The organism is Myxococcales bacterium, from assembly GCA_022563535.1.
In the GTDB taxonomy this organism is placed as follows: domain Bacteria; phylum Myxococcota_A; class UBA9160; order UBA9160; family UBA4427; genus DUBZ01.
Genome location: JADFNE010000062.1, coordinates 1 through 23,508, shown reverse-complemented (window position 1 = coordinate 23,508; position 23,508 = coordinate 1). Strand labels below are relative to the sequence as shown.

20 protein-coding genes are annotated in these 23,508 nt (G+C 60.9%); 15 read left to right on the top strand and 5 right to left on the bottom strand.

Annotated elements, in window-relative coordinates; all coding sequences use genetic code 11:
* The 4 genes from IH881_16125 to IH881_16110 form a co-directional block, all read right to left on the bottom strand.
* On the bottom strand, positions 1-577 hold a 577-nt coding region (locus IH881_16125), incomplete at its 3' end, for an amino acid ABC transporter ATP-binding protein (GenBank protein MCH7869223.1).
* A 29-nt stretch (positions 578-606) separates the two neighbouring features.
* Entirely contained in the window at positions 607-1,797 is a 1,191-nt protein-coding gene (locus IH881_16120; protein ID MCH7869222.1) for an amino acid ABC transporter permease, read from the bottom strand.
* Positions 1,798-2,009: 212 nt separating this feature from the next.
* Complete coding sequence (locus tag IH881_16115; protein MCH7869221.1) at positions 2,010-3,380, bottom strand: hypothetical protein; 1,371 nt, start codon at positions 3,378-3,380, stop codon at positions 2,010-2,012.
* A 101-nt stretch (positions 3,381-3,481) separates the two neighbouring features.
* Positions 3,482-4,144, bottom strand: a complete 663-nt coding sequence (locus IH881_16110; GenBank protein ID MCH7869220.1) for a dephospho-CoA kinase — start codon at positions 4,142-4,144, stop codon at positions 3,482-3,484.
* Positions 4,145-4,381: 237 nt separating this feature from the next.
* On the opposite strand from IH881_16110, the gene pheA reads away from it, so the two are divergent.
* The 12 genes from pheA (at position 4,382) to IH881_16050 (ending at position 20,295) form a co-directional block, all read left to right on the top strand.
* On the top strand, positions 4,382-5,587 hold the full coding sequence (gene pheA / locus IH881_16105) for a prephenate dehydratase (GenBank protein MCH7869219.1): 1,206 nt from the start codon (positions 4,382-4,384) through the stop codon (positions 5,585-5,587).
* 8 nt (positions 5,588-5,595) lie between these two features.
* The gene (locus IH881_16100) at positions 5,596-6,687 is read left to right on the top strand and encodes a histidinol-phosphate transaminase (protein ID MCH7869218.1); all 1,092 of its coding nucleotides are present in this window, start codon (positions 5,596-5,598) and stop codon (positions 6,685-6,687) included.
* Positions 6,684-7,592, top strand: coding sequence for a prephenate dehydrogenase (locus IH881_16095; GenBank protein ID MCH7869217.1), 909 nt, complete (start codon positions 6,684-6,686; stop codon positions 7,590-7,592). The genes IH881_16100 and IH881_16095 overlap by 4 nt, the downstream gene beginning before the upstream one ends.
* A 56-nt stretch (positions 7,593-7,648) precedes the next feature.
* A complete protein-coding gene (locus IH881_16090) occupies positions 7,649-9,376 on the top strand; it encodes a 30S ribosomal protein S1 (GenBank protein ID MCH7869216.1) in 1,728 nt (575 codons plus the stop codon).
* Positions 9,377-9,461: 85 nt separating this feature from the next.
* The gene (locus tag IH881_16085) at positions 9,462-9,797 is read left to right on the top strand and encodes an integration host factor subunit beta (GenBank protein MCH7869215.1); all 336 of its coding nucleotides are present in this window, start codon (positions 9,462-9,464) and stop codon (positions 9,795-9,797) included.
* 76 nt (positions 9,798-9,873) lie between these two features.
* A complete protein-coding gene (locus tag IH881_16080) occupies positions 9,874-10,269 on the top strand; it encodes a LapA family protein (GenBank protein MCH7869214.1) in 396 nt (131 codons plus the stop codon).
* A 3-nt stretch (positions 10,270-10,272) separates the two neighbouring features.
* Positions 10,273-11,322 (top strand): tetratricopeptide repeat protein, encoded by a 1,050-nt coding sequence (locus IH881_16075; protein ID MCH7869213.1) that lies wholly within the window; start codon positions 10,273-10,275, stop codon positions 11,320-11,322.
* Between the two features lie 26 nt (positions 11,323-11,348).
* On the top strand, positions 11,349-14,033 hold the full coding sequence (gene mutS, locus IH881_16070) for a DNA mismatch repair protein MutS (GenBank protein ID MCH7869212.1): 2,685 nt from the start codon (positions 11,349-11,351) through the stop codon (positions 14,031-14,033).
* Positions 14,033-15,250 carry an N-acetylmuramoyl-L-alanine amidase gene (locus IH881_16065; protein MCH7869211.1) on the top strand — a complete coding sequence of 406 codons (1,218 nt, stop codon included), beginning with the start codon at positions 14,033-14,035 and terminating at the stop codon, positions 15,248-15,250. Before mutS ends, IH881_16065 begins: the two co-directional genes overlap by 1 nt.
* A gap of 68 nt (positions 15,251-15,318) precedes the next feature.
* Positions 15,319-18,015 (top strand): [protein-PII] uridylyltransferase, encoded by a 2,697-nt coding sequence (gene glnD, locus IH881_16060; GenBank protein MCH7869210.1) that lies wholly within the window; start codon positions 15,319-15,321, stop codon positions 18,013-18,015.
* A complete protein-coding gene (locus IH881_16055) occupies positions 18,005-18,931 on the top strand; it encodes a site-specific tyrosine recombinase XerD (GenBank protein MCH7869209.1) in 927 nt (308 codons plus the stop codon). The genes glnD and IH881_16055 overlap by 11 nt, the downstream gene beginning before the upstream one ends.
* On the top strand, positions 18,928-20,295 hold the full coding sequence (locus IH881_16050) for a CCA tRNA nucleotidyltransferase (GenBank protein MCH7869208.1): 1,368 nt from the start codon (positions 18,928-18,930) through the stop codon (positions 20,293-20,295). Before IH881_16055 ends, IH881_16050 begins: the two co-directional genes overlap by 4 nt.
* Positions 20,296-20,329: 34 nt before the next feature.
* Here the strand turns inward: IH881_16050 and IH881_16045 are convergent, their stop codons facing one another.
* The gene (locus IH881_16045) at positions 20,330-20,968 is read right to left on the bottom strand and encodes a hypothetical protein (GenBank protein MCH7869207.1); all 639 of its coding nucleotides are present in this window, start codon (positions 20,966-20,968) and stop codon (positions 20,330-20,332) included.
* Between the two features lie 162 nt (positions 20,969-21,130).
* Here IH881_16045 and IH881_16040 point away from each other — a divergent pair, with 162 nt between their 5' ends.
* The 3 genes from IH881_16040 to IH881_16030 form a co-directional block, all read left to right on the top strand.
* On the top strand, positions 21,131-21,985 hold the full coding sequence (locus IH881_16040) for a segregation/condensation protein A (GenBank protein MCH7869206.1): 855 nt from the start codon (positions 21,131-21,133) through the stop codon (positions 21,983-21,985).
* 10 nt (positions 21,986-21,995) lie between these two features.
* The gene (gene scpB, locus IH881_16035; GenBank protein ID MCH7869205.1) at positions 21,996-22,679 is read left to right on the top strand and encodes an SMC-Scp complex subunit ScpB; all 684 of its coding nucleotides are present in this window, start codon (positions 21,996-21,998) and stop codon (positions 22,677-22,679) included.
* Positions 22,680-22,682: 3 nt separating this feature from the next.
* Positions 22,683-23,508, top strand: an 826-nt coding sequence (locus tag IH881_16030) for an rRNA pseudouridine synthase (GenBank protein MCH7869204.1), incomplete at its 3' end; no start/stop codon positions are given.

Genomic DNA, 23,508 nt, shown 5'->3' with positions numbered 1-23,508 from the left:
CGAGCGCGGATGTCGGCTCGTCGAACAGCATGATCTTGGGGTTCATGCACAGCGAGCGCGCGATCGCCACGCGCTGCTGCTGACCGCCCGAGAGCTGGCCGGGATACTTGTCGGCCTGCTCGGGGATCTTGACGCGCTCGAGATAAGCCATGGCGGATGCGTTCGCCTCGGACTTGGGTATCTTGCGCACCCAGATCGGCGCCAGCGTCAGATTCTCGAGCACGGTGAGATGCGGGAACAGGTTGAAACTCTGAAACACCATGCCGACTTCACTGCGGATCTGATCGAGGTTCTTCAGGTCGCTGCCCAGCGTCATCCCGTCGATGATGATGTCGCCTTCCTGATGCTCCTCGAGCCGGTTGATGCAACGGATCAGCGTCGATTTGCCCGAACCGGAAGGCCCGCAGACGACGATCCGCTCGCCCTGCGTGATCGAGAGGTTGATGTCGCGCAGGACGTGGAACTCACCGAACCACTTATTGACGTGGTTGAGGTAGATGATGACCTCGGACGAGGCCGCCGACGCCAGTTGGTCCGGGGTCTCCTTCTCGGTCGTCTCGGTGGTGCTCTCTACCATGGCTTATCCCCTTTTGAGGTCGACCCCGATCAGCGATCCGTTCCGCCGCCGAGGGTTTCTTCGAGATGGCGGCTGTACTTCGACATGGCGAAGCAAATGACGAAGAAGATGGCAGCACCGACTGCCAGCGGCTCCTTGTGCAAGCCGCGCCAAGGCACGTCCTGACTGGCCGCCTTGAGCATGTTCAGGATATCGAACAACCCGATGATCGAGACCAGCGTGGTGTCCTTCAACAGGCCGATGAAGTTGCCGACGATGTTCGGGATCATGAACTTCAGCGCCTGCGGCATGACGATCAGGCCCATCATCTTCCAATAACCGAGACCCATCGCCATGGCCGCTTCGTATTGGCCCTTGGGAATCGCCTGCAGGCCGGCGCGCACCACTTCGGCCATGTAGCAGGCGTTGAACAGGCACACCGCCACGATCACCTGCACCAGCTTGTTCAAGTTGAACCCCTCGGGCAGGAACAGCGGGAACATGGTCGTCGCCATGAACAGGATGGTGATCAACGGCACCGACCGGAAGACTTCGATGAATCCGGTACAGAGTATCCGGATGACGGGCAGCTGCGATCGACGGCCCATCGCGAGAACGATGCCGCCAGGCAGGGCGAAGGCGATGCCGATGCCGGAAATCACGAAGGTCAGGAACAGCCCGCCCCATAAGGTCCATTCGACGGATACGAGGCCCCAGTCCATCTGCATCCAAAACACTACCGCGAAGGCAGCGGCGAAGATGGCCAGCAAGGTGTTGCGCCGCACCTTGTCCGACGACGCCTTCATGCCGAGGCCGGCGATCACGACCGCGGGCAGCGAACGCCCCGTGCGGACCCCGTGGTAGGCGTTGAGGGTGTTGCCGATCAGGACGACGATCGCGAGCGAAAACATGACTTGAAGGAACAGCCCCTTCTCGCCGCCGGCGAAGAGATAGAAGCCGAGGAAGGGATACAGGAACACGGTGCTGAAACCGACGTATATCTTGTCCCTCACCCTGGGCAGCCAGATCGGCACCATCCAAACGACGAGCAAGACGCCGCCGAGATTGATACGCCACATCTCACCCCTGGGATAGCGGCCAAAGATGAAATTGTCGAACCAGGCGATGACACCCGCCCAACACGCGCCATCCGGGTTGATGTCGAAGCAGACGCGCCGAAGCGCCGCCGCAGCAGTGGAGGGAGTGGACTCACGCAGTGAATCCAACATCATCCGCCTCATTCCAACCTCGCGAAGTTGGGGGGATAGGCTCGGCCAGAACGTAGATCCACCGTCTCAGCCTTGCCGATAAGTCGAATCGCACCCGGTCGAGGGAGCGGAAATCTCGATCTGCGTGCTTTCCATTGTTGCTGTGGCCCCGGTGGCGGCGACGGCACAGGCCTGCTGGTTCTGCTTGGGTTGGCTGGATTGGCCGGGAGCCGGCGCAGTCGGCGTTAGTCGGCCCGAATTCCACGGGCCGGCACGGTCGTGATCTCGTCGCATCCCTGAAAGGGAATCCCGTCAAGGGTCTGGCCCGACACGCACGCCTGAGTATCGCCGGGAGCGATGCCGGTCTCTCGTGTGCGGTAGTGCGAGAGCAGATCCGTTAGACCATCTTGGTTTATGTCCACGGCGTGGCCGCCCTGCTTGTGCTCGGGCGCTGCGCCATCGGGACCGCAGACCAGGGTGGTCACGTCGACGTCGGCTACGTCGAAGTCGTCCGAGCCGAGAATCGCTACCGGAATGACACCCCTGCTTGACGGATTGATGCGGTTGACGTCGCTCCCCGGATGGATGTCCAACTCGATCTCGATTTCGAAATTGGGCACGACCGCGATGTCGTTGAAGTAGGAAAAGAGTTCACTCCGTGCAATGAACTCCTGGGCTCCCGTCTCGGGGTCGATGTGTAGGATGAAAACAAAATCCAGAACGAAAATGTCGCCATTCGCGTCGACTGCAATGTCTGAAAGAGACGACGGGCGCACTGAGGACACCACGGTCTGGTCGCCGGTCTCGGGGTCCACGCGGAGAATGAAACTCTCTTGTTCGTCTACGATTCGGCAAGAGCCGCCCGGACGACAGTCAAAAATGTTGGAGCACGGGTTGCCGTCGTTGCTGCCGCCGAAACAGAGTCTCTTTCGCGGTGCTAGTACTGTAAGCAGCAGATCGCCGTACGGGTCAATCGCAATACCGTTGAAACGACCCCCCTCAAGATCCTCCTTAACGATTTCGGAATGGGCTCCAGTTTCGGGATCGATACGGACGACTGTCCGGGCAATTTCGCCCGAGATCCGAGCCACAACGATCAGATCCCCATACTCGTCAATCACGATGCTGGTGGGGGCAATGATATAGGGGTACGTGGCTACGACCGTGACGTCCCGCGTTGCGGGGTCGATTCGGAAAATACCAAAACGTTGAGTCACGAAGAGATTGCCACTGGCGTCAATCGCGATGTGTCGGGGTTGAACATTGTCCCAGTATGGGAACGCGACGATCACACTCTGAGCCCCTGTCGCCAGATCAATACGGATGATCTTGGCATCCGGCGGGTTCGGGCACGCGGAACAATACGGGCCCCAATCAGAAACGAATAGATCGCCGTTGGCGCCGATCGCGATGCCCTGGGGGTCGTCTACCAAGGAGATGACGGTTTTGACGCCCGTATGGGGATCTATGTGAATGATCGCACCGTAAATGTCCTTCGATAGGAATGGGGGACGGGTGACAACCAAGTCGCCGGGCTGAAGCGTGACCGCCTGAACGCTGAACGCACCCAAGACCGCAACCAAAGCTATAACTGCCGAAACTGCGAGCATCCTCATGGCGCCTCTCCGTTTCCTCCTGCATCACCTTAAACGCACCGGCGCGAAATAGCGAGCGATTTTTCGCACATAGAGTTAAGGAACGCTGTGGCGAGCCGAATTCAAGACCCGTCTTCGGTGAGCTTCCGGTAAAGGGCCGCGACCTGCGCCGCAGTCGCTTCCCGACTCCCCGAATTATCGATGACATGGTCCGCCATGTCGCGTTTTTCATCGATCGGCAGCTGGGCGTCGATGCGCCGCTCCACTTCGCCGCGGTCGCAACCGTCGCGCGCGATCGTGCGTTCGATTTGAATTTCCACCGGTACCCAGGCCAGGATCGTGGCGTCGTACTTGGTCGCCACCGCGGCTCCGGATTTGTTCTTTGCGCCTTCGAACAGCAGCGGGATATCGAGCACAACGAGCGGGTCCCCGTTTGCTCGTGCCGCTTCGACTTGTCGCATCATTTCCGCGACCACCGGCGGATGCACGATCAGGCCCAGTCGGCTGCGTGCGTCGGCATCCCGAAACACGATTGCGGAGACGGCTTCGCGATCCAGCGACCCGTCCGATTTGATGATGTGGTCACCAAAAGCCTCGGCCATGGCCGCGAGCATCGGGGTGCCGGCTGCCTGCAACTGGTGAACGATGGCATCGGCATCGATCGCCGTGGCGCCCAGTTCGGCAAGCATGCCGAGGACGCTGCTTTTTCCCGATCCAATTCCGCCCGACAGGGCAACGACTTCTGACATGGGCGAGAGAATGGCAGCGCGGGATGCTTCGCTCAACCGGGTGTCGGGTGGGCGGTGGCGGCGTCGGGCAGGGCCAGATTGGCTCTCTGATCGATCGGATCCGGGTTTTGGGCTGAAAGTCGCATAAACCCTTGTATAGAAAGCCGATTTTGCCCGCTGGCCCTTTGCGGTCACGGTCCCCCTCCGATATATTGCGCCTGCTATTTCAGGGGGTTAGCGCGATATTCGCAGAGCCGGGCCAACCCGGGGCCCAGAGGAAAGGAGCAGACAGCCATGTCCAGAGCGGGTGCCGGCAAAGCCGGCAGCACTGCCGACTCCTCTCCGTCGGTTTCCGAGATCGAGCCAGAACTCGAGCAGTTGCGCGAAAAGATTGACGAGGTCGATCGCGAGATCCTGGTGCGGCTGAATCGCCGGGCAAAGCTCGTCGAACAGGTGGGCCAGCTGAAGAGTGGTGGCGATCGCAGTCCCATCTACGTGGCGAGTCGCGAACGGGACCTCGTCGCGAGCCTGATTCAAAACAATCCGGGACCGTTTCCAAATCCGGGGGTCACCCATGTCTTCCGCGAGATCATCTCGGCGACCCGCTCGCTCGAAAAAATGGTGAGCGTTTCCTACTTGGGACCGGAGGGCACCTTCAGTCACCTTGCGGCGATTCGGCAGTTCGGCACCCAGGTAGACCTGCAGCCCTGTCAGAATCTGGCCGAGGTGTTCCTGAAGACCGAGCGCGGGGAGACCCACTTTGGTGTCGTTCCGGTGGAGAACTCTACCGAGGGCGCGGTCACGGAGTGCTACGACAGCCTGGTCGAGTCTGATATCACGATTTGTGGCGAACTCATGCTCGAGATCTCCCAGAATCTGCTGCGTCAGAGCGGCGGACTCGAAGGTATCGAACGCGTGGCTTCTCTGTGGCAGCCGCTCGCGCAATGTCGCGGCTGGCTGCGTCGTCGTCTGCCCGACGTCGAAATCATCGAGACGACGAGTACCGCCCATGCCGCGGTGATGGCGACCAAAGATCCAAACCTGGCCGCAATCGGAAGTGAGATTGCGGCCGATACCTATGGACTCGAACTGGTCGAAACGGGCATCGAGGATATGCGGGGAAACATGACGCGCTTTCTCGTGATCGGTCGCGAAACGCCAGCGGCCAGTGGCAACGATCTCACCTCGGTGGTGTTCACGGCGCGCAAGAACCAATCGGGTGCGTTGTACCGTCTGCTCGAATCATTTTCCAAGCACAACGTCAACTTGACGTCCATTCAGTCCCGCCCGGTCAAGAGCAAGCCCTGGGAGTACCTTTTCTTCGTCGACATGGAGGGGCATCTCGACGACGAGCACGTCGCCCTCGCTCTCGAGGAGGCTGCGGCCAATGCTCACTCGCACAAGATTCTGGGCTCGTTTCCGAGGGCCCAGGATATTCCGAGCACGATGACGAGTAGCGTCAAAGACAGCACCAAGAACAGCACCAAGAACGGAGCGTGAGCGTGGCCATCGCAGACCTAGTCAATCCCCACATTCTGAATCTGGCTCCATACGAGCCGGGCAAGCCCATGGAAGAGCTCGAGCGGGAGCTGGGGATCGAGTCGTCGATCAAGCTGGCTTCGAACGAAAACCCACTGGGGCCCTCTCCCAAAGCCCTTGCCGCCGTGCGCGCCTGCATCGATGGCGTCAATCGCTATCCCGATGGAGCGTGCTTCGCCCTGCGCACGCGACTGGCCAAAAAGCTTGCGGTCGACGAAGACCAGATCGTGTTCGGCTGTGGCGCGGACGAGGTCCTCGAACTGCTCGTCAAGACCTTCATCGCCCCGGGCGACGAAGTCGTCATGCCCTGGCCATCGTTCGCAATGTATCCGATTGTTGTCCAGGGAATGGGCGGCCGCGTGGTGCAAGTGCCGTTGCGCGGGGATTTCAGTCACGATCTCGAAGCCATGCGCGACGCGATCACTGAGCGAACGAAGATCGTGTTCGTGTGCAATCCCAATAATCCGACCGGGACCAGCATCGGCGCCGAAGAGTTTGGGCGGTTCGTGCAAAGCTTGCCCGACACGGTGATGCTGGCGGTGGACGAGGCTTACTACGAGTTCGTGCGCCGAACCGATTTCCCCCGCAGCTTGGAATTGTTCAGCGAGCGTCCCGAGACCCTGGTGCTGCGCACGTTTTCCAAGATTTACGGCCTGGCGGGCATGCGCATCGGCTATGGCGTTGGGCATCGGGATCTGATCGGTTATCTCGAACGCGCACGGCATCCGTTCAACGTGAGCAACCTGGCGGAAGTGGCGGCGCTCGCGGCCCTCGATGACGATGAACACGTGCAGAAGACCCTGGAGTTGAACGGAAGCGGGATCGACTACCTGACTCGCGAACTCGAAAGTCTAGGGCTCGAGGTCACGCCGACCGACGCCAATTTTCTGCTGGTGCGGATCGGGGCCAATATCTACAGCGAACTTTTGCAGTGCGGTGTGATCGTGCGGCCAATGCAGGGGTTTGGTTTGCCGGATCACGTACGCATCAGCGTTGGGCTGCCCGAAGAAAACGAACGATTCGTGAAAGCCCTGCGATCGCTTTCGGTGGGGGAACGGTGAGCCAGACGTCCACAGAGACGGGGATTCGTGGTGACGGCGAACCTCCCTTCGAGCGCATGGCGATCCTGGGCCTGGGTTTGCTGGGGGGATCGGTGGCCCTTGCGGCGCGCAAACGCGGTGCGGTGAGAAGCTGTGTCGGCGCTGGACGTCGTCGTGGCCCGCTGGAATACGCTCTCGAGCACGGGATCGTCGATGAAATTGGAGACATCAAGAGTGCCGCGCGCGGGGCTGATCTGGTTGTGCTCGCGACCCCGGTTTCCCGCATGCCCGCCGTGCTCGAGGAAATCGCACCGCAGCTGGCCCAGGGGGCGATCGTGACGGATGTGGGCAGCGTGAAGGGGGCCGTGGCTGCAAATCTGCCAAATCTGCTCCCCGACGGAGTGTCGTTTGTCGGCTCCCATCCCATGGCCGGAAGCCATCTGAAGGGTGTCGAAAATGCCCGGGTTGATCTGTTCGAGGGCGCCTGCTGCGTCGTCACACCGGTCTCCGGTACCTCGCCAGCCGCCGTAGCGCGGCTGAGATGGTTCTGGGAGACCCTGGGCGCCCAGGTTCGGGAGCGAAGTCCGGCGGACCACGACGAGCAAACGGCCTGGATCAGCCACGCCCCCCACGTGCTGGCCTTTGCATTTGCCCATGCCCTGAGGGCAGCTCCCCACGCCGCCGGAGAACTGGCCGGAAGTGGAATTAAAGACTTTACCCGCATCGCGAGGAGTGACGCGGCGCTCTGGGGCGATATCCTGAGCGCCAATCGGAATTCATTGGCAGCTCCCCTCGAACTCTTTCGTCGATCACTCGGTGAATTGGCGCTGGCGATCGAGGCGGGAGATGCCGATAAAGTGGAGCAATTTCTAGCGTCTGCAAGCGAAGGGCTCGCGACAGTGGAGCCCGGAACCGCAGACGATTAACCCGAGCCGGGCGGCGCAAACCCGGTAGTGCATGTCAGCCCTGGGGTAGGGACGGCATTTGGGAGCAAACAACAACCGTGAGTGATTCATCAAACCAAGCAACCAGCTTTGCTGAGCTATTCAGCCAAGGCCCAAAATCAGCAAAAGAGGGCGAAGTCGCCCGAGGCACCATCCTTTCCATCGACGAAGAATACGTTCAGGTAGATATCGGCTTCAAATCTGAAGGCCTCGTGGCCGCCTGGGAGTTCATGGAAGACGACGGCACCATGACGGTGAAAGTCGGCGACATCGTGGACGTCCTGGTCGAAGACGCAGAAGACGAAGACGGACGCATCGTTCTCTCCAAAGAAAAGGCAGAACGACTCAAGATCTGGGACGAGATCAGCTTGGCCTACGACGAAGATCGTTCGGTCGAGGGAGCGATCATTGCCCGGGTGAAGGGTGGCCTTTCTGTCGACATTGGCGTCAAAGCATTTTTGCCGGGTTCGCAGGTCGATCTGCGACCTGTCCGCAATCTCGAAGGCCTGGTCGGAACGCGATCGGACTTCAAGATCATCAAGTTCAACAAGCGCCGGGGCAACATCGTGCTCTCGCGTCGTGCGCTACTCGAGACCGAACGCAAGAAGTTGCGCCGGGACACTCTCGAGACGCTTTCCGCGAGCCAGATCGTGGATGGCGTGATCAAGAACCTCACCGACTACGGTGCGTTCATCGATCTCGGTGGCATCGACGGCCTGCTGCACATTACGGACATGTCCTGGGGTCGCATCAATCATCCCAGCGAGTTGTTCAAGGTCGGAGACGAGATCAAGGTCAAGGTGTTGAAGTTCGACCCCGAAGCCGAGCGGGTTTCGCTGGGTCTCAAGCAGATTCAGCCCGATCCCTGGATCGACGCCGCGCTGCGCTACCCGATTGGGAAACGCCTGAAGGGCGAGGTGGTGAGCCTGACGGATTACGGCGCATTCGTCGAACTCGAAGCGGGAATCGAAGGTCTGGTTCACGTCTCAGAAATGTCCTGGACCAAGCGCGTCAAGCATCCGTCGAAGATCGTCACCGTGGGCGACGAAATCGAGGCGGTGGTGCTCGACGTCAAGGAGCGCGATCGCAAGATTTCGCTCGGGATGAAGCAGATCGAAGAGAACCCGTGGACGGTGATCGAATCGACTTACCCGGTGGGATCAGAGGTCTCGGGCGAGGTGCGGAACATCACCAATTTCGGAATCTTCGTCGGTCTCGAAGAGGGCATCGATGGGCTGGTTCACATCTCGGACATTTCGTGGACCGAGCAGATCAAGCACCCGAGTGAGAAGTTCGAAAAGGGCGACATGGTCAAGGCGGTCGTGCTCAAGATCGACAAGGAAAACGAGAAGTTCTCCCTGGGAATCAAGCAACTACAGCCGAACCCGTGGGACGAAATCCAGCGCAAGTATTCCGTGGGCAGCGAAGTCACTGGACCGGTCAGCAGCGTGACCGAGTTTGGCGTCTTCGTGAAGCTCGATGAAGGAATCGACGGACTCGTCTACAACTCTGAACTCGCTGCGGAGCGCATCGAGAAGCCGGAAGAACACTTCACCGTTGGGCAAGAGGTCACATCACTCGTGGTCAAGGTGGATCCGGTAGAGCAGAAGATCTCTCTGTCGATTCGCGCAGTCGACGACAAGGCCGAACGCGCCGCCCTCAAAAAGGTGGCGAAGCAGGAGTCTGCGAGTCAGGCGACGACCTTGGGAGATTTGCTCAAGAGAAAGATTGGCATCAAGACCGATAAGAGTGAGCAGGAAGAGTAGTTCGGTACAATGGGCCCAATTGGGGGCGGCTTCGTGTCGGCGCCCGGTTGGGATTTTGATGGCGATTAACGAGTCGGAGAGCACGATGACGAAAAGTGGTCTGATCGAGGAGGTCGCGAAGCGAACTCCGCACATTTCGAAGAAAGACACTGAAGTCGTAGTGAATACGATTTTCGATTCGATGATTGATTCTCTCAAGATGGGAGACCGAATCGAGATCCGCGGTTTTGGCAGCTTTCAGGTCAAGATGCGCGAAGCCAGAGAAGGGCGAAATCCGAAGACCGGAGAGCCCGTGCACATCAGTGCCAAGCGAACGCCGTTTTTCAAGGTCGGCAAGGAACTGAAAGAAATGGTGGATCGCTCGGACGGCGACCGTTCGAGCGCTGATGCCAGTGATGCAGAGGGGGTGGCTTCCGCCTAGTCGCGGTCGCTCTCCGCTCTGATTGTGCCGGCGGGCACCGGATCAACGCCGGTCCGGTTGGCCGAGGTGCGAAAGATTGACGCTCTTGTTGCGCCGTGTGCTGCTCGCGGCCGTCGTCATCGTGCTCGTTGTGGTGGTCCGACTTTTTCCGGACCGGAACCCGGTCCTTGTCGACATCGATTTGTTGCTGACAAAGATTGAGGGTGTGCGTCTTTGGCTCGCTCTGGCTGCGACGTTTTCCACGGGCATCGTGGCCGCTTTCTTCGTTTCGAGCCTGCTCTTGATCCGCTCCAGTCTGGTCGGACGACGCTATCGCAAGGCGATTGCCGACCTCGAAGCGGAAGTGCACCACCTGCGCAATCTTCCATTGGCCACCGGCGACCCCACGTCCGGCGGCGAAGTGGCAACGGCGTTCGAGATCGAAACGAAAGGTGAATTGACAGCCAACCCCCCCAGCGCAAAGGGGAGCTAACCGGTGTGGCGTCTTCAGCTGCCAGCGATCCTGCAAAACCGCCGCGGGCGTTCGCGGACCTCGTCGCGTCGTGAATTTGATGCGCTGTTGCACGAGGCCCTGTTCGCGATCCTCGACGAAGACCCAGAAACCGCCGAGCGCGCCCTCGCCGACGCGGTACGGGTCGACTCGAGCAACGTCGACGCCTATCTAGCGCTTTGCCGTTTCTACCGCGGGCGCGGGGAAATCGGCCGCGCGATCCGGCTCCACCAGAACCTCCTGCTGCGCAAGGATCTCGACGGGCAGGAACGCGCGCGGGTCTTGTTGGAATTGGGCCAGGATTTCAACGCGGGTGGTTTCTTGCGCCGGGCGGTCGCCAGCTTCGAGGAAGTACTGGTGCATGAGTCTCGCCACCCGGTCGCATTGCGCGCCCTGGTCGAGTTGTTGGCCGACCTGCAGGAATTTCCGCGTTCGATTGCGCTCGAACGTCGTCTCGCCAAGCTCGAACAGCGAGATCGCACGCGCGAGGCATCCCTACTGCTCCGCATGGGCGAGTACGAGCGAGAAGAGGGTCGGGCGGGCGCCGCCCGCAAGGCGGTCAAAACCGCGCTGCGACGAGATCCTCGCTGTGCGGCCGCCTATATCCTGCTGGGTCAACTCGAGGCGGATCGCGGACGGGACAAGGCGGCCCTGGTTGCATGGAAGAAGGTTCCAGCCCTGGATCGCAGGGCTGCGATGGACCTGTACGGCAAGGTGGAGGCCGCCTTTGCGGCGACCAACCGGGCGCGGGACTTCGAGGGCTTCCTGCGAACGCTGGTTGAAGAGAATCCCGCGGATTCAGAAGCGACGCTGGCTCTCGCGCGCTATTTGAGTTCAAGGGGCGACGCCGATCTCGCGTCGGTCGAACTCAAGCGCTTGCTTGGACGCGATCCGGGAAACCTGGCTGCGCGTATCGTTCTGGGCAGATGCTTGCTCGCGACCGGTCGCGAAGCAGAAGTCGTCAGCGAGTTTGCAAGTCTGTTGGATCTATTGGATGAGACCCCGAGGCGGGGTGAATACAAGGGGCTCGAGTGAAAGCGACTTCCGCACGCGATACGCCGATGATGCGCCAGTACCTGGCCATCAAGGCAGGCTATCCGGATGCAGTGCTCTGCTATCGCATGGGTGACTTCTACGAACTCTTCCTCGACGACGCAGTGCTGGTGGCACCGTTGCTCGATATCACGCTGACGAGTCGCGACAAAGCCAGAGACACCGGCGACGCAGTTCCCATGTGCGGCTTTCCCGTGCACAGCGCCGAGGGTTACATCAAGCGCCTGGCTGAACTGGGACACCGGGTAGCGATCTGCGAACAGGTTGAAGATCCAAAGGAAACCGGCGGCAAGCGCCTGGTGAAGCGCGCAGTCGTGGAAGTCGTGACGCCGGGACTGGTGGGGGATCCGTCGGGCCTGGACGGCACGCAGGTGGTCGCGGTGATGTCGGTCGTGCTGGGGGACGCGGGCGGGCCGTCGGGCCTTGCCATTCTCGATGCTTCCACCGGCGATTTTCGCGCGACCCGCATCGATGGCCAGCCGGGCGAAGCGGTCCCGGAACTGTTGCTGGAGGAACTGCGGCGAATTTCACCGCGAGAGATTCTGTGCGATGCCGAGGTGGAAGCGCGGCTCGGGGCAAGACTGCACACGTGGCTGCCCAACGCGGTGTTGACCCGGGTGCCAGCCGCGAGCTTCGACCCCGCGCGCACTCCAGTCGAGCCCGCGGGTTTCAATCCCAAGGGTGCCGGGCCCGATGATTGCGCGGCGGCGGCACTGATCAGTTATCTGGGGATCAATCAACCCTCTGCGCTGAGTCACTTTCCCGAGCTGCGGCATTATCGTCTGGGCGACACCATGGTGCTCGACGAATCTACCCGCACGCACCTCGAGCTGTTCGAAAACAATTTGGATCGCGGCCGCGACGGCACGCTGGTCCAACTTCTAGACACCAGCGTGACGGCACTGGGGGCGCGACGAATCGCGCATTGGTTGCGCTATCCGCTGCTGCACCCAAGCGAGATTCGCGAACGCCAGGAAGGTGTCGGCGCACTGGTTGAACGCGATCGGCCCCGAGCCCGCCTGCGTCTCGCATTACGCGGCGTGCGCGATCTCGAACGCATTCTGACCAAAGCGGTTCGACCGACCGCGACGCCGCGAGACATCGGCGTGTTGCGCGGATCCATCAGTGCCTTGCCGGAAGTTCGCGCCAGTTTGAGCACCGGGTCGGAAGGCGAAGATCTACTTCCGGATGGCGACCTCCCAGCTGCGCTGCTGCTTCCCGAGCCGCTGCCCGAACTCGCAAGCCTGCTCGCGGACGCCCTGATCGACGATCCCCCCGTGATCGCGCGCGGATCCAGGGGAGCCGGCGTAACCGGCTACATCCGCGAGGGCTACCGCCCGGAACTCGATCTGTTGCGCGAGAGCGCCAGCAAGGGGCGCGAGTGGATCGCCGGACTCGAAGCCAGCGAGCGCAAACGGACGGGGATATCCACGCTGAAGGTGAAGTTCCACCCGGTTCACGGCTATTCCCTCGAGGTTTCGAAAGCACAGTCGGGCAAGATCCCCGACGACTACGAACGCAAGCAAACCCTGGCCAACGTCGAGCGCTATACGACCCCGGCACTCGCCGAGGTGCAGGGCAAGGTGATGGGCGCAAACGAGCGCGCCGCTGCCCTCGAACGACAGATTCTCGAAGACCTTCGTCTCGAGGTGGTCGCCCGGGTGGATGAAATTCGAGTTGCCGCCAACGCCGTCGCGGTCGTCGACGCATTGGCTTCCTTGGCTGAGGTAGCACGCAACCACGGTTGGGTCCGCCCCGAAGTACACGATGGCGAAACACTCGAGATCCGCGCTGGGCGTCACCCGGTCGTCGAAGCCATCTTGAACGACGCACACGCCGAGGGCTTCGTTCCCAACGATTCCGACCTCGACTCGGCCAACGCGCAGATCCTGCTCCTCACCGGGCCCAACATGTCTGGCAAGAGCACCTATTTGCGTCAGGTCGCGCTGATCGTCCTGATGGCCCAGATGGGAAGTTGGGTGCCCGCCGAAAGTGCCCGCATCGGGGTGGTCGACCGAATCTTTACCCGGGTTGGCGCGTCGGACCGACTGGCCCGGGGCGAGTCGACGTTCATGGTCGAAATGCGCGAGACAGCGGAAATCTTGCGAGCGGCGACGCAAAGCAGCCTGCTGATCCTCGACGAGATCGGCCGGGGCACCAGTACTTTTGACGGGCTTTCGATCGCGTGGGCGGTACTCGAACACCTTCACGATACGCCGGGTCTCTCCGCAAGGACGTTGTTCGCGACCCACTACCACGAACTCTCCGATCTGGCGCGCACCCGTCCCCGGGTTCGCAACGGTCACTTCGAAGCCCGGGAGTGGAACGACGAGATCGTGTTCATGCGACGACTCGTGGCGGGGGGGGCGAGTCGTTCCTACGGAATTGCCGTCGCACAACTCGCCGGATTGCCTCAGCCGCTGATCGAGCGAGCGCGGCAGATCCTGAAAAACCTAGAGGGTGGCGAACTCGATCCTGAGGGCCTGCCTCGTCTCGCCAAGGAAGCGGGGGCGGCGCCCGCCGAGCCCGGGCAGCTTGCTTTCGCGCTCGGAAATCCGCCGGCCCGGTCGCTCGAAGAAGAAGAAGTGTTGGACGCGCTGCGCGAACTCGATCCCGACGCGACCACACCGATGGATGCGCTCGTGCTCGTGACCACTCTGCGCGATCGCCTGGCAAAGGGGAAGCAGTCCTAATGGCGGCTTTCGGGTTTCGCTCCCGCCGGGTACTTCCATTGGCGCTGCTCGTGCTGATGCTGGTGTTGTTGCTGCCGGGGCTGCTCGGTGTTACCCGGCCCAAGGGGATGGGGAGCGTAACGGATGTGCGCACCTGGTCTCATCCCGACTACACGCGAGTCGTCGTCGAACTCACGCAACCTGTGGAAACCGAAGTGAAGCGGCTTACCGCCGATGCGAAGGCCGGTCGCCCCGATCGACTGTATCTCGATCTCGAAGGCATCTGGGTCGGTCGCGATTTCGAGGACGGCATTCCGATTCAGGATGGGCTGCTGCAAGATCTGCGTCTCGGGCAGAACACCCTGGGCAAGGCCCGGCTGGTGATCGATCTGCAGCGATACGACCGCCATCGCCTGCTGATATTGCGCTCCCCCCACCGCGTGGTGGTAGATGTCTATGGACCGCGGAGCGGGGGCGAAACGTTGCAATGGCCCCGTCCGGAGGGAAGTCTGCCCAACTCGCGGCTTTCGATCCCACTTCGTCCCATCCGCACCGTGGTGATCGATCCCGGTCATGGCGGCAAGGACCCGGGTGCCATTGGAATCGGGGGGTTGCGGGAAAAGGACGTCAACCTGCGCCTGGCCAAGATGATCGGTGAACGTCTCGAACATCGGGGTTTCACGGTTGTCTATACGCGCAGCAAAGATCTCTCGCTGAGTCTCGAAGAACGCACGGTGATCGCCGAAGCAGCCTACGGAGATATCTTCGTTTCAATACACGCCAATGCATCGACCCGGCGCGGCACCCGGGGAATCGAAATCTATTCCCTCGACGAGAATCACGAGCGGCACAGCCTCGATGTCGCGGCTCGGGAGAACGGCGTGAGCCGAAGCGAGGTCGATTCGCTGCAGCGAGCCATGGCAAAACTCCACGTTTCCGAAGTTTCAGAGCACTCGGTGCGACTGGCCAAGAGTGTGCACGACTCGCTGATGCCGGGCTTGCGCAAGAAGTATCGCGAAGTGCCCGACCTCGGCGTCAAAAAAGGCCCCTTCTATGTGCTCTTTCTTTCGAGCATGCCGGCCATCTTGCTCGAGTCGGGGTTCTTGACCAATAAACACGACGCAAAGCTGTTGCGCGACAAGAGCTATTTGATGGCGATGGCGGAACACATCGCCGCGGGTCTGGGCGATTACCGAAGTCGAGGGCAGCAGGTCGCGAAAAAGACGGGCATCCAATGATTGCGGCGCCGAGAGTCGAGAAAATTCTTCCCGACCTTCGTACATGCGGAGATGATCCCGAGCGCGGTGTGCCGAAGCGTGTGCGCACATTCATCGAGCAAGTGCGCGGGCACCTCACCGAACTTCACCGGGCCGGTATTCCCGGCAGCGAGGTCATCCATACCCATTCAGATCTCACGGACCGATTGGTGCGTCGGCTGTTTCATCTCGCCGAAGAGAGTTTGCTGGCCCGTGACGGCAAACTCGAAACCGGGCTTTGCGTGGTCGCAGTCGGGGGATATGCCCGCCGCGAGATGTGCATTTATTCAGATGTCGATCTACTGGTCGTCTATCAAAACGAAATTACCTCCTACGTCGCGGCAATCAGTGAGCGCCTTCAATACTGGATGTGGGATGCGGGGCTCAGGGTGGGTTGTGCAACCCGGACCCCGGAAGACACTGTGAAACTCGGGCGAGAAGACGACACGGTTCGAACCGCGGTCTTGACCGCGCGTTTTCTCTGCGGCGATGGCGAGTTCTTTCACGAATTCAGCGACACCATGCGCCGAGAGTTGCTTCCCGACGTCGCCGCGTTCATCGACGATCAAGTGGAGGCCGTGGAACGGCGACATCGGCGCTACGGAGCGTCGGCGTTCTTGCTGCAGCCCAATATCAAACAAGGCGTGGGGGGATTGCGCGACTTCCACGCCGCTTTCTGGGTGACCCGGGCCACCCAACCAACGGCGCGTGATCACGAGGACTTTCTGCATTTTGGTTTGCTGACCGATGCAGAAATGGCCGACTATCGCGCCGCCCTGAATTTCATCTGGCGCGTTCGCAACGAATTGCACCTGCAGAGCGGGCGGGGCAACGACCAGATGAGCTTCGAACAGCAGGAGCAACTCGCCGAGTCGCTGGGTTATGGGCGCATCACAGGCGATCCTCCGGGCACAGGCGAGCAGGGTGCTCAAACTGAAGAGGACCACGAACTCTCGGTCGAAGCTTTCATGCGCGACTACTATCGACACGTGCGCAATATCGAGAAGCTGTCCGAGTTGGTGATGGAGCAATGTCGACTACGGATGCGTCGCGGTGGGGATTCCCGGGTCGTGCTGGCGGAAGAGGACGGTTTTCAAGTTGTTGGGGGCCACATCGAGATTCCCCATACCCAACATCTGCGCGCCAAGCCGGTGCGGCTCCTCACCGCGTTCGCAATGGCCCAGAAGCATGAGGTGCCTCTTTCGCGTCTGGCGCGCAGGATGATTCGAGAGAATCTGGATCTGATCGACGACGATTTTCGCACCAGCACAGAAGCCACCGAAGCCTTTCTGGCAATCTTGCGGGGCGAGCGAGGGGTGACGCGGAATCTCGTCACGATGAACGAAGAAGGGCTGTTGGCGGCGTTCATTCCCGAATGGGAACACATCGTTTGCCGCTGGCAGCACGTGATTTATCACACCTACACCGTCGATATCCATTCGATATTTCTTGTCGAAGAACTGCGTCGATTGTCCCGCGGCGAGTTTGCAACCTCGCTGGTCAAGCTGACTGAGCTGATGGAGGGTGAGGTCGACCGCGAGGTGCTGTTCCTCGGATGTCTCTTGCACGACATTGGCAAGGGGTTTGGGGGTGACCACTCGAACAAGGGGGTGCCCCGGGCCCAAAGCTGCGTCGATCGGTTGGGGCTCTCTCCCGATCGCGCCGAGCGCGTGATCTTTCTCGTGCGCCACCATCTGTTGATGTCCCACCTGGCACAGAGCAGGGATATTTCGGACGCCCGACTCATTCTCGACTTTGCCAAGATTTGCGGCGATCGAACGAACCTTCGCAATCTCTACCTGCTGACCTTCGCGGACATCCGAGCTTCGTCGGTCGAGGCCTGGACCGAATGGAAGGGGCAGTTGCTCGAGGAACTTTTTGTTCGCACGGCCGAGCTGTTGGAATCGGGAACAGATGATCGCGACAAAGCGATCGAACTCATCGAGGCCCGGGTAGAGGTGCGGCGCAGTGGCGCTTGTGCGGAATTGAAAGACCTGGGAATTGCGCAAGAAAAGATCGACGGGTACTTCGACTCGATGCCGCGGAGGTATTTTGTCGCCCATACTCCTCGGCAGATCGCCCGTCACGCACAAGTGGTCCTTCGCTACTTGAGTGGGGAAGACCTGGCGACTTCGTTCCGAGAAATGCGCGGCGGGTTTACCGAGTTTGTGCTCTGCGTGCGGGACAGCCCCGGGCTCTACGCGGAAGTGGCCGGCGTGCTCACGGGCTGTCGCTTCAATATTCTGGGATCATACGTCTACACCTCCAGCGCGGGCTTCGCCCTCGAGGTCTATCGCCTTTCTACGCCAGAAGGTGGCGAAAAAGAGCGCGAATTTGCCTGGCGGGAATTGGAAATCGCACTCGAACAGGTCTTGAGTGGAGATCGACGGGCATCGGAATTTCACGCAAACCGCCAATCGAGGCGCAGACGTTCTTCGTCACCGTCTCGCTTCAAGCCCGAAGTGTATATCTCGAATGATGAGTCAGAGTTTTACACTCTGGTCGATGTCACCGTGGACGACCGCATCGGCTTGCTTTACGACTTGACGAGCGTGTTTGCGCGTCACGGATATAGCATTTTCATTTCGAAGGTCGGAACGGTTCTCGATCAAGTCAAAGACACCTTCTATATCAAGGACGACCAGCAGAAAAAAATCGTCGATCCCGCGGTTCTAGACCGGCTTCACGAGGATCTCTTGCAGGCAGCGGGGGAGAATGGCAGCCGTGGAGGTCAAGGTGCAGACTGAGCGGATAAACGAGGTAGTGGATGCGTATTTGAACTACGCCAGACTCGAAAAGGGGTTGGCACGCAACACGATTACGTCCTACGCCAGAGATCTTGCGCGCTTCGCGGCGCCTCTCGAGGGACTGTTTGCAAAGGACATCAACCGCGAACACGTACTGGCGTTCATAGGCCAGCTAGAACGCGACGGACTCGGTCCGGCCAGTCGGGCGCGAGCCTTGGTCTCGGTCCGGCGCTTGCTCAAATTCATGTGCGCGGAAAAATTGCTGGAGATCGATCCCAGCCAGGGCATCATGGCTCCCAAAGTCGGTCGCTCGCTACCCCGGGTATTGGCGATTGAGGAAACCCAGGCATTGATCCACGCCTGTGGCGACACGGGTGCTTTCGCGTTGCGCGATCGCGCGATGCTCGAGGTTTTGTACGGCGCCGGTCTGCGGGTCAGCGAGTTGGTGGAGTTGCCGCTCAGCAGCCTCGATCGGCGGGGGGGGCTACTGCGCGTGGTGGGCAAGGGCGGACACGAACGGGTGGTGCCACTCGGCGAGATGGCCCTGTCCGCAATCGATGAGTATCTCGAAGCGGGACGCCCCGCAATGCTCGGAGCGCGGGACGACTCTTCCCACGCATTGTTCCTGTCGCGCCGAGGCGAAAGCATGACGCGTCAGAACTTCTTCGTGCTGCTGCGCAAACTCGCCGTTCGCGCTGGGATTGCTCAGGATCGCGTCTCTCCCCACGTCTTGCGCCACGCGTTTGCGACGGACCTGCTCGAAGGTGGGGCAGACCTGCGATCGATCCAAATGATGCTTGGGCACGCCGACCTCTCGACCACCGAAATTTACACTCATGTGGGTCGCAGCAAGTTGAAGGAGACCGTGGAACTCCGCCATCCTCGAGGTAGCGGCAGTCGAGGAACGCGACCGTGAGCCGGCGAATCTCGCGAGACATCGTCGGCACGTTTCCGGATGAAGTCGCAGAACTCGTGCGTCGGTTGACTGCCGTTGCGAATCGGATGGGTCTCACGCTTTATCTGGTCGGCGGTCCGGTACGCGATTGGCTGTTGGGCAGAGAAATCGTCGATATCGATCTGTTGATTGCGGGTGGTTCGGAGAAGACGCCCGAGTTGTTGGCCCGCAAGGTGAGTGGTCCTCGGACGCGGATCCGCGAACATCGTCGCTTCGGGACGTTGACGCTCTCGCTCGGGGAGCACACCATCGATCTGGCCCGGATGCGCCGAGAGGAGTATGTCACCAACGGCGCGCTTCCCCAGATTTCTGCCGGAAGTCTGGAAGACGATCTGCTGCGACGAGACTTCTCGGTCAATGCGCTGGTCGTCCCATTGCTCGACATGGGGGAGGACTCGAGCAACAAGGCATCCGACAGTGTGATCGACATTGTCGGCGGTGTGACGGATCTCAAGGAGCGCTCGCTCCGGGTACTTCACCCATTGAGCTTTCACAACGACCCGACCCGGGCGCTTCGTGCCGCGCGTCTTTGCCCGCGGCTGGGCTTCAAACTGTCCCGGGGATCGCGATCCTATCTCCGGGACGCGCTGCGAGACGGAGCCTTCGGGGCAGTGAGCGGGGACCGATTACGCCGGGAGTTCGAAAAAATATTTTCCGAGGCACGGCGCGGCGGCAACCCGACGGCCACTCTCGAACTTCTTCACAGTTGGAACATTCTCGGGGCCCTCGAACCCGGTCTGATCCTCGATGCCCGGGCCAAGCCCTCGCTGCGAAAACTGAGCAAGCTGCTCGCCGATCCACCTTGGCGCCTGCGCGAGAACCGGGCCTGGATCGCGGGGCTGTGCCTCTGGTTGGCGCCCCTCAACCCTGCGATGCGGCGGCGTGTCGTCAGACGCCTTTCGGTGCGCGGCGATGCGGGTGAGCGAATCGTGAACTTCGCCAAGCACCGAAAGAGCTGGAGCAAGGCACTCGCGGGCACCCGAGGTCGAGGAGCAGTCGATGTGGTGCTCGCCGAACTGGACGAAGATCAGCTGCTGGCCCTTTGCGCCAGCAGTGAGCCCCTGCTGCGCCGTCGCATATTGCGCTGGGCGGCCGAGGACCGAGATCGGCGGCTTCCGGTGAGTGGTCGCGATCTGGTGGCCGCGGAGCTCGAGGGACCTGTGATCGGGGTGGCGCTTTCACGGATTCGCGCAGCCTACCTCGACGGGGAGGTCGCGAACCGGGAAGAAGCCATGGCCCTGGCCCGGGAGATCCAGCGCAGGAGCAGCGCGCCGATGCGAACTCGGCGCAAGCAGAAGAAGGTGACGCCCGCCAGTCCCAAATGAACTGCTCGGCCCCCGCGCCGGCCGGAAACGAGGGCTAGAAGGGCCACCACCAGCGATATCGTTCGAGACGCTCGCGGCACAGTTCCAACTGAGCGCGGTAGCGTGCCGTGCGCTGCGCGACCCGGTACGAGATGTCGAGCAGCCACTTTTTCTTGAGGTGGGTCCCGCGCTGAAAGCCCCCGGCGCCTTCGTGGTAGGCGAGATAGAGGCTGCGCGCCGAAGTCTTGTCGATTTGGGCTCGTTTGGCGATGCGGCTCATGTACCAGCCGATGAAATCCGTGGCGTCGGCGAAGCGATTTCGTTCTGCACGGGGTCTGACCGCCTCGCGCCGGTACACGTCCCAGGTCCCGTCCACGACCTGGGCGTAGCCGTAGGCGCTCGACTTGCGCCGCCACGGAATGAAACCCAGGAGTTTGGTTCTCGGCGGTCGGGCGCCGGCGCGAAAACTCGACTCCTGAAAGATCACGGCCATCTGGGTCGCCTGGTCGATTCCCCAACGCCGCTGGGTCGCCAGGGTGGTTCGGTACCAGGCGTGCTTCTGGCCGAAGATCGAACACAGGTTGTCGGGGTCGCGCGGCGGCGATGTGCATCCGGGCATCAAGCTGCTGGCAGTGAAAACTGTTCCAAGGACTGCGGCGAGGCGGATCCAGGGTGTCGAGAGGCGCGAATTCACTGGGCGAGGGTACCCGGGAGAGGCCCGACTGGCGATCGGCGTTGATCGCGAGCGCCAGATTCTCCATACTGGAGCGCGTCCCCCCCGATTCAAAAGTTCCTAAGAACGAGACGTACACGCTACGGCTCCAGCGCAGTATGCGTGGGCGGCGGTAGGAGCCACATGAGCCTGTCTGAATCCCGTAATACGAGCGAGCCCGACTCGAATGGCGCCGCCACCAATGGCCTGGGCGCCAGCGCAAATTACGGCGTCAAGCTTCCGGTCTTCGAGGGACCTCTCGATCTACTACTCCACCTGATTCGCCAGAATGAAGTGGACATCATCGATATTTCGGTCTCCCAGATCGCAGAGCAGTACATCGAATACCTCGACGTCATGCAGAGCCTGGATCTCGACGTCGCCGCCGAGTACCTCGTGATGGCGGCGACCCTGGCCCACATCAAGTCTCGCATGCTGTTGCCTCCGACCGACGAGGAGCTGGACGACGACGGGATCGATCCGCGCGCCGAGTTGGTGGCCCGTCTACTCGAATACCAGCGCTACAAAGAGGTCGCCGAAGCGCTGAGCAAGCGTCGCTGGCTCGGGCGCGACGTTTACGAGGCAAAGGGAGCGGAGCCGGAAAAGGTTTCAGACGCGCAGCGCGAAATCGAGGTCGGCTTGTTCGAGTTGATCGAAGCGTTCCGCCTGGTGCTCAAGCGTGTTCCCGATGAGCCGGAGGTTGGTGTACACATCGTCGAAAGCGAAGAAGTGACGGTGCGCGACCAAATGATGTTCGTCATGTCGATGATCGAAGGACGGGACTCGGTCGAATTCCTTCAGATATTTCCCGCGGAGAGCCTGACGCGCACACGTTTGATCGCCACGTTCCTCGCCATCCTGGAGCTCGCCAGGCTCGAGGCGATTGCGCTCTACCAGGGTGTAAACGAAATTGGCGCGCCCGAAGGGCCCATTCGACTGCGTGCCACTCTTACGATCAGTGAAATTTCTTGGGAAGATCGAATTACCGAGCTCATGTGAGGCAATTGACATGGAACGATCCGAACAGCTGAAAATTGTCGAAGCCCTGGTGCTCGCCTCGCCCGAACCGTTGTCCGCGGTGCGCATCGCCCAGATTGCGCCGGAGTGCACTCCTGCCCTGGCAAAAGATCTGGTGTCCGAACTCAACGAACAATATGCAAAGCAGGAGCGCGCATTCGAAATTTGGGAAGTCGCCGGTGGGTATCAAGTGCGCACCCGGGCAGAGTACTCCGGTTACTTGCAGAAACTTCAAAAGCAACGCCCGCTGCGCTTGTCGCCGGCATCACTCGAGACACTTTCGATTGTCGCCTACAAACAACCCGCGACTCGAGCCGACATCGAGCAGGTGCGAGGGGTCGAGGCTGGCGCTGTGCTCAAGGGCCTGTTGGATCGTGGACTGGTCAAGATCAGTGGTCACAAGGAAGTGCCAGGCCGCCCGATGCTATACGCGACCACCCGACGCTTTCTGGAGGTGTTCGGGCTCGACTCGTTGAAGCAGATGCCCGCGTTGCGTGAGTTGGAGGATCTTGCTCGCGAGCACGGTCTCGCATCTGATGAGTCATCAGAGACCGAGGATCCCGAGTCGGACGCTGAGCTCTCCGCAACCGGGGAAGACGACGCGAGCGAATCCAATGGCGAGATGGCCGCAGACGACGGAGGTGCCGCCGAGCTTTCGGAGCCGGCGATCGAATGACTCATGGCCGCACGACAGCCCTCCCCAAAACATCGCCGCCGGGCCAAGCAGCCTCGTCGTAAAAACCCGGTTCCCGCACCGCGCGCAGCCGAAACTGCGTCGGTATCTGTGCGCCTGCAGAAGCTGCTCGCGGGCGCTGGCTTCGGTTCAAGACGCTCGTGTGAAGAACTGATCCGCCAAGGGCGCGTTTCCGTCAACGGTGACGCTGCCAAGCTCGGAGACACTGCAGATCCGAGTCGCGATATCGTACGTCTCGACGGCGAGAAACTAGTCGGCGAAAAACACGCCTATTGGATGGTCAACAAACCTGAGGGCGTGATTACTTCGGTCCGCGATCCCGAAGGCCGCGCGACCGTCGTAAAACTATTGCCAAAAGATGGACCGCGGATGTTCCCGGTCGGACGCCTCGATCTCGGAACCTCGGGCCTGGTGCTGCTCACCAACGACGGCGGTCTCACGCAACGCTTGCTCCACCCCTCCCTTGGCAACGAACGCGAATACCGCGTCACCGTCAAAGGTTGTGTCAGCGACAAAACCTTCGCTCGCCTGCGCGCCGGCGTTTATCTCGACGACGGCCGCACAGGAAAAACCGAAGTCGACAAAATCCGCATCGACACGAAGACCGAAACCACGACTTTCTTCCTGATCCTCAAGGAGGGCAGAAAGCGACAGATCCGCCTCTCGATGCAGCGACTCAAACATCCAGTCAAGAAGTTGGTACGCGTCCGCATGGGCCCGCTACGCCTGGGCCGATTGGCGCCCGGTGCGGCTCGACCCCTGCGCGCAGAAGAGGTTCGGGCTTTGCTCGCCCATGCGGCGGGCCTGAAGG

Coding starts and splice junctions, on each gene's coding strand:
- mutS (MCH7869212.1), top strand. CDS start 11,349: ATGATGCGCCAGTACCTGGCCATCAAGGCAGGCTATCCGGATGCAGTG.
- pheA (MCH7869219.1), top strand. CDS start 4,382: ATGTCCAGAGCGGGTGCCGGCAAAGCCGGCAGCACTGCCGACTCCTCT.
- IH881_16120 (MCH7869222.1), bottom strand. CDS start 1,797: ATGAGGCGGATGATGTTGGATTCACTGCGTGAGTCCACTCCCTCCACT.
- IH881_16065 (MCH7869211.1), top strand. CDS start 14,033: ATGGCGGCTTTCGGGTTTCGCTCCCGCCGGGTACTTCCATTGGCGCTG.
- IH881_16115 (MCH7869221.1), bottom strand. CDS start 3,380: ATGAGGATGCTCGCAGTTTCGGCAGTTATAGCTTTGGTTGCGGTCTTG.
- IH881_16040 (MCH7869206.1), top strand. CDS start 21,131: ATGAGCCTGTCTGAATCCCGTAATACGAGCGAGCCCGACTCGAATGGC.
- IH881_16085 (MCH7869215.1), top strand. CDS start 9,462: ATGACGAAAAGTGGTCTGATCGAGGAGGTCGCGAAGCGAACTCCGCAC.
- scpB (MCH7869205.1), top strand. CDS start 21,996: ATGGAACGATCCGAACAGCTGAAAATTGTCGAAGCCCTGGTGCTCGCC.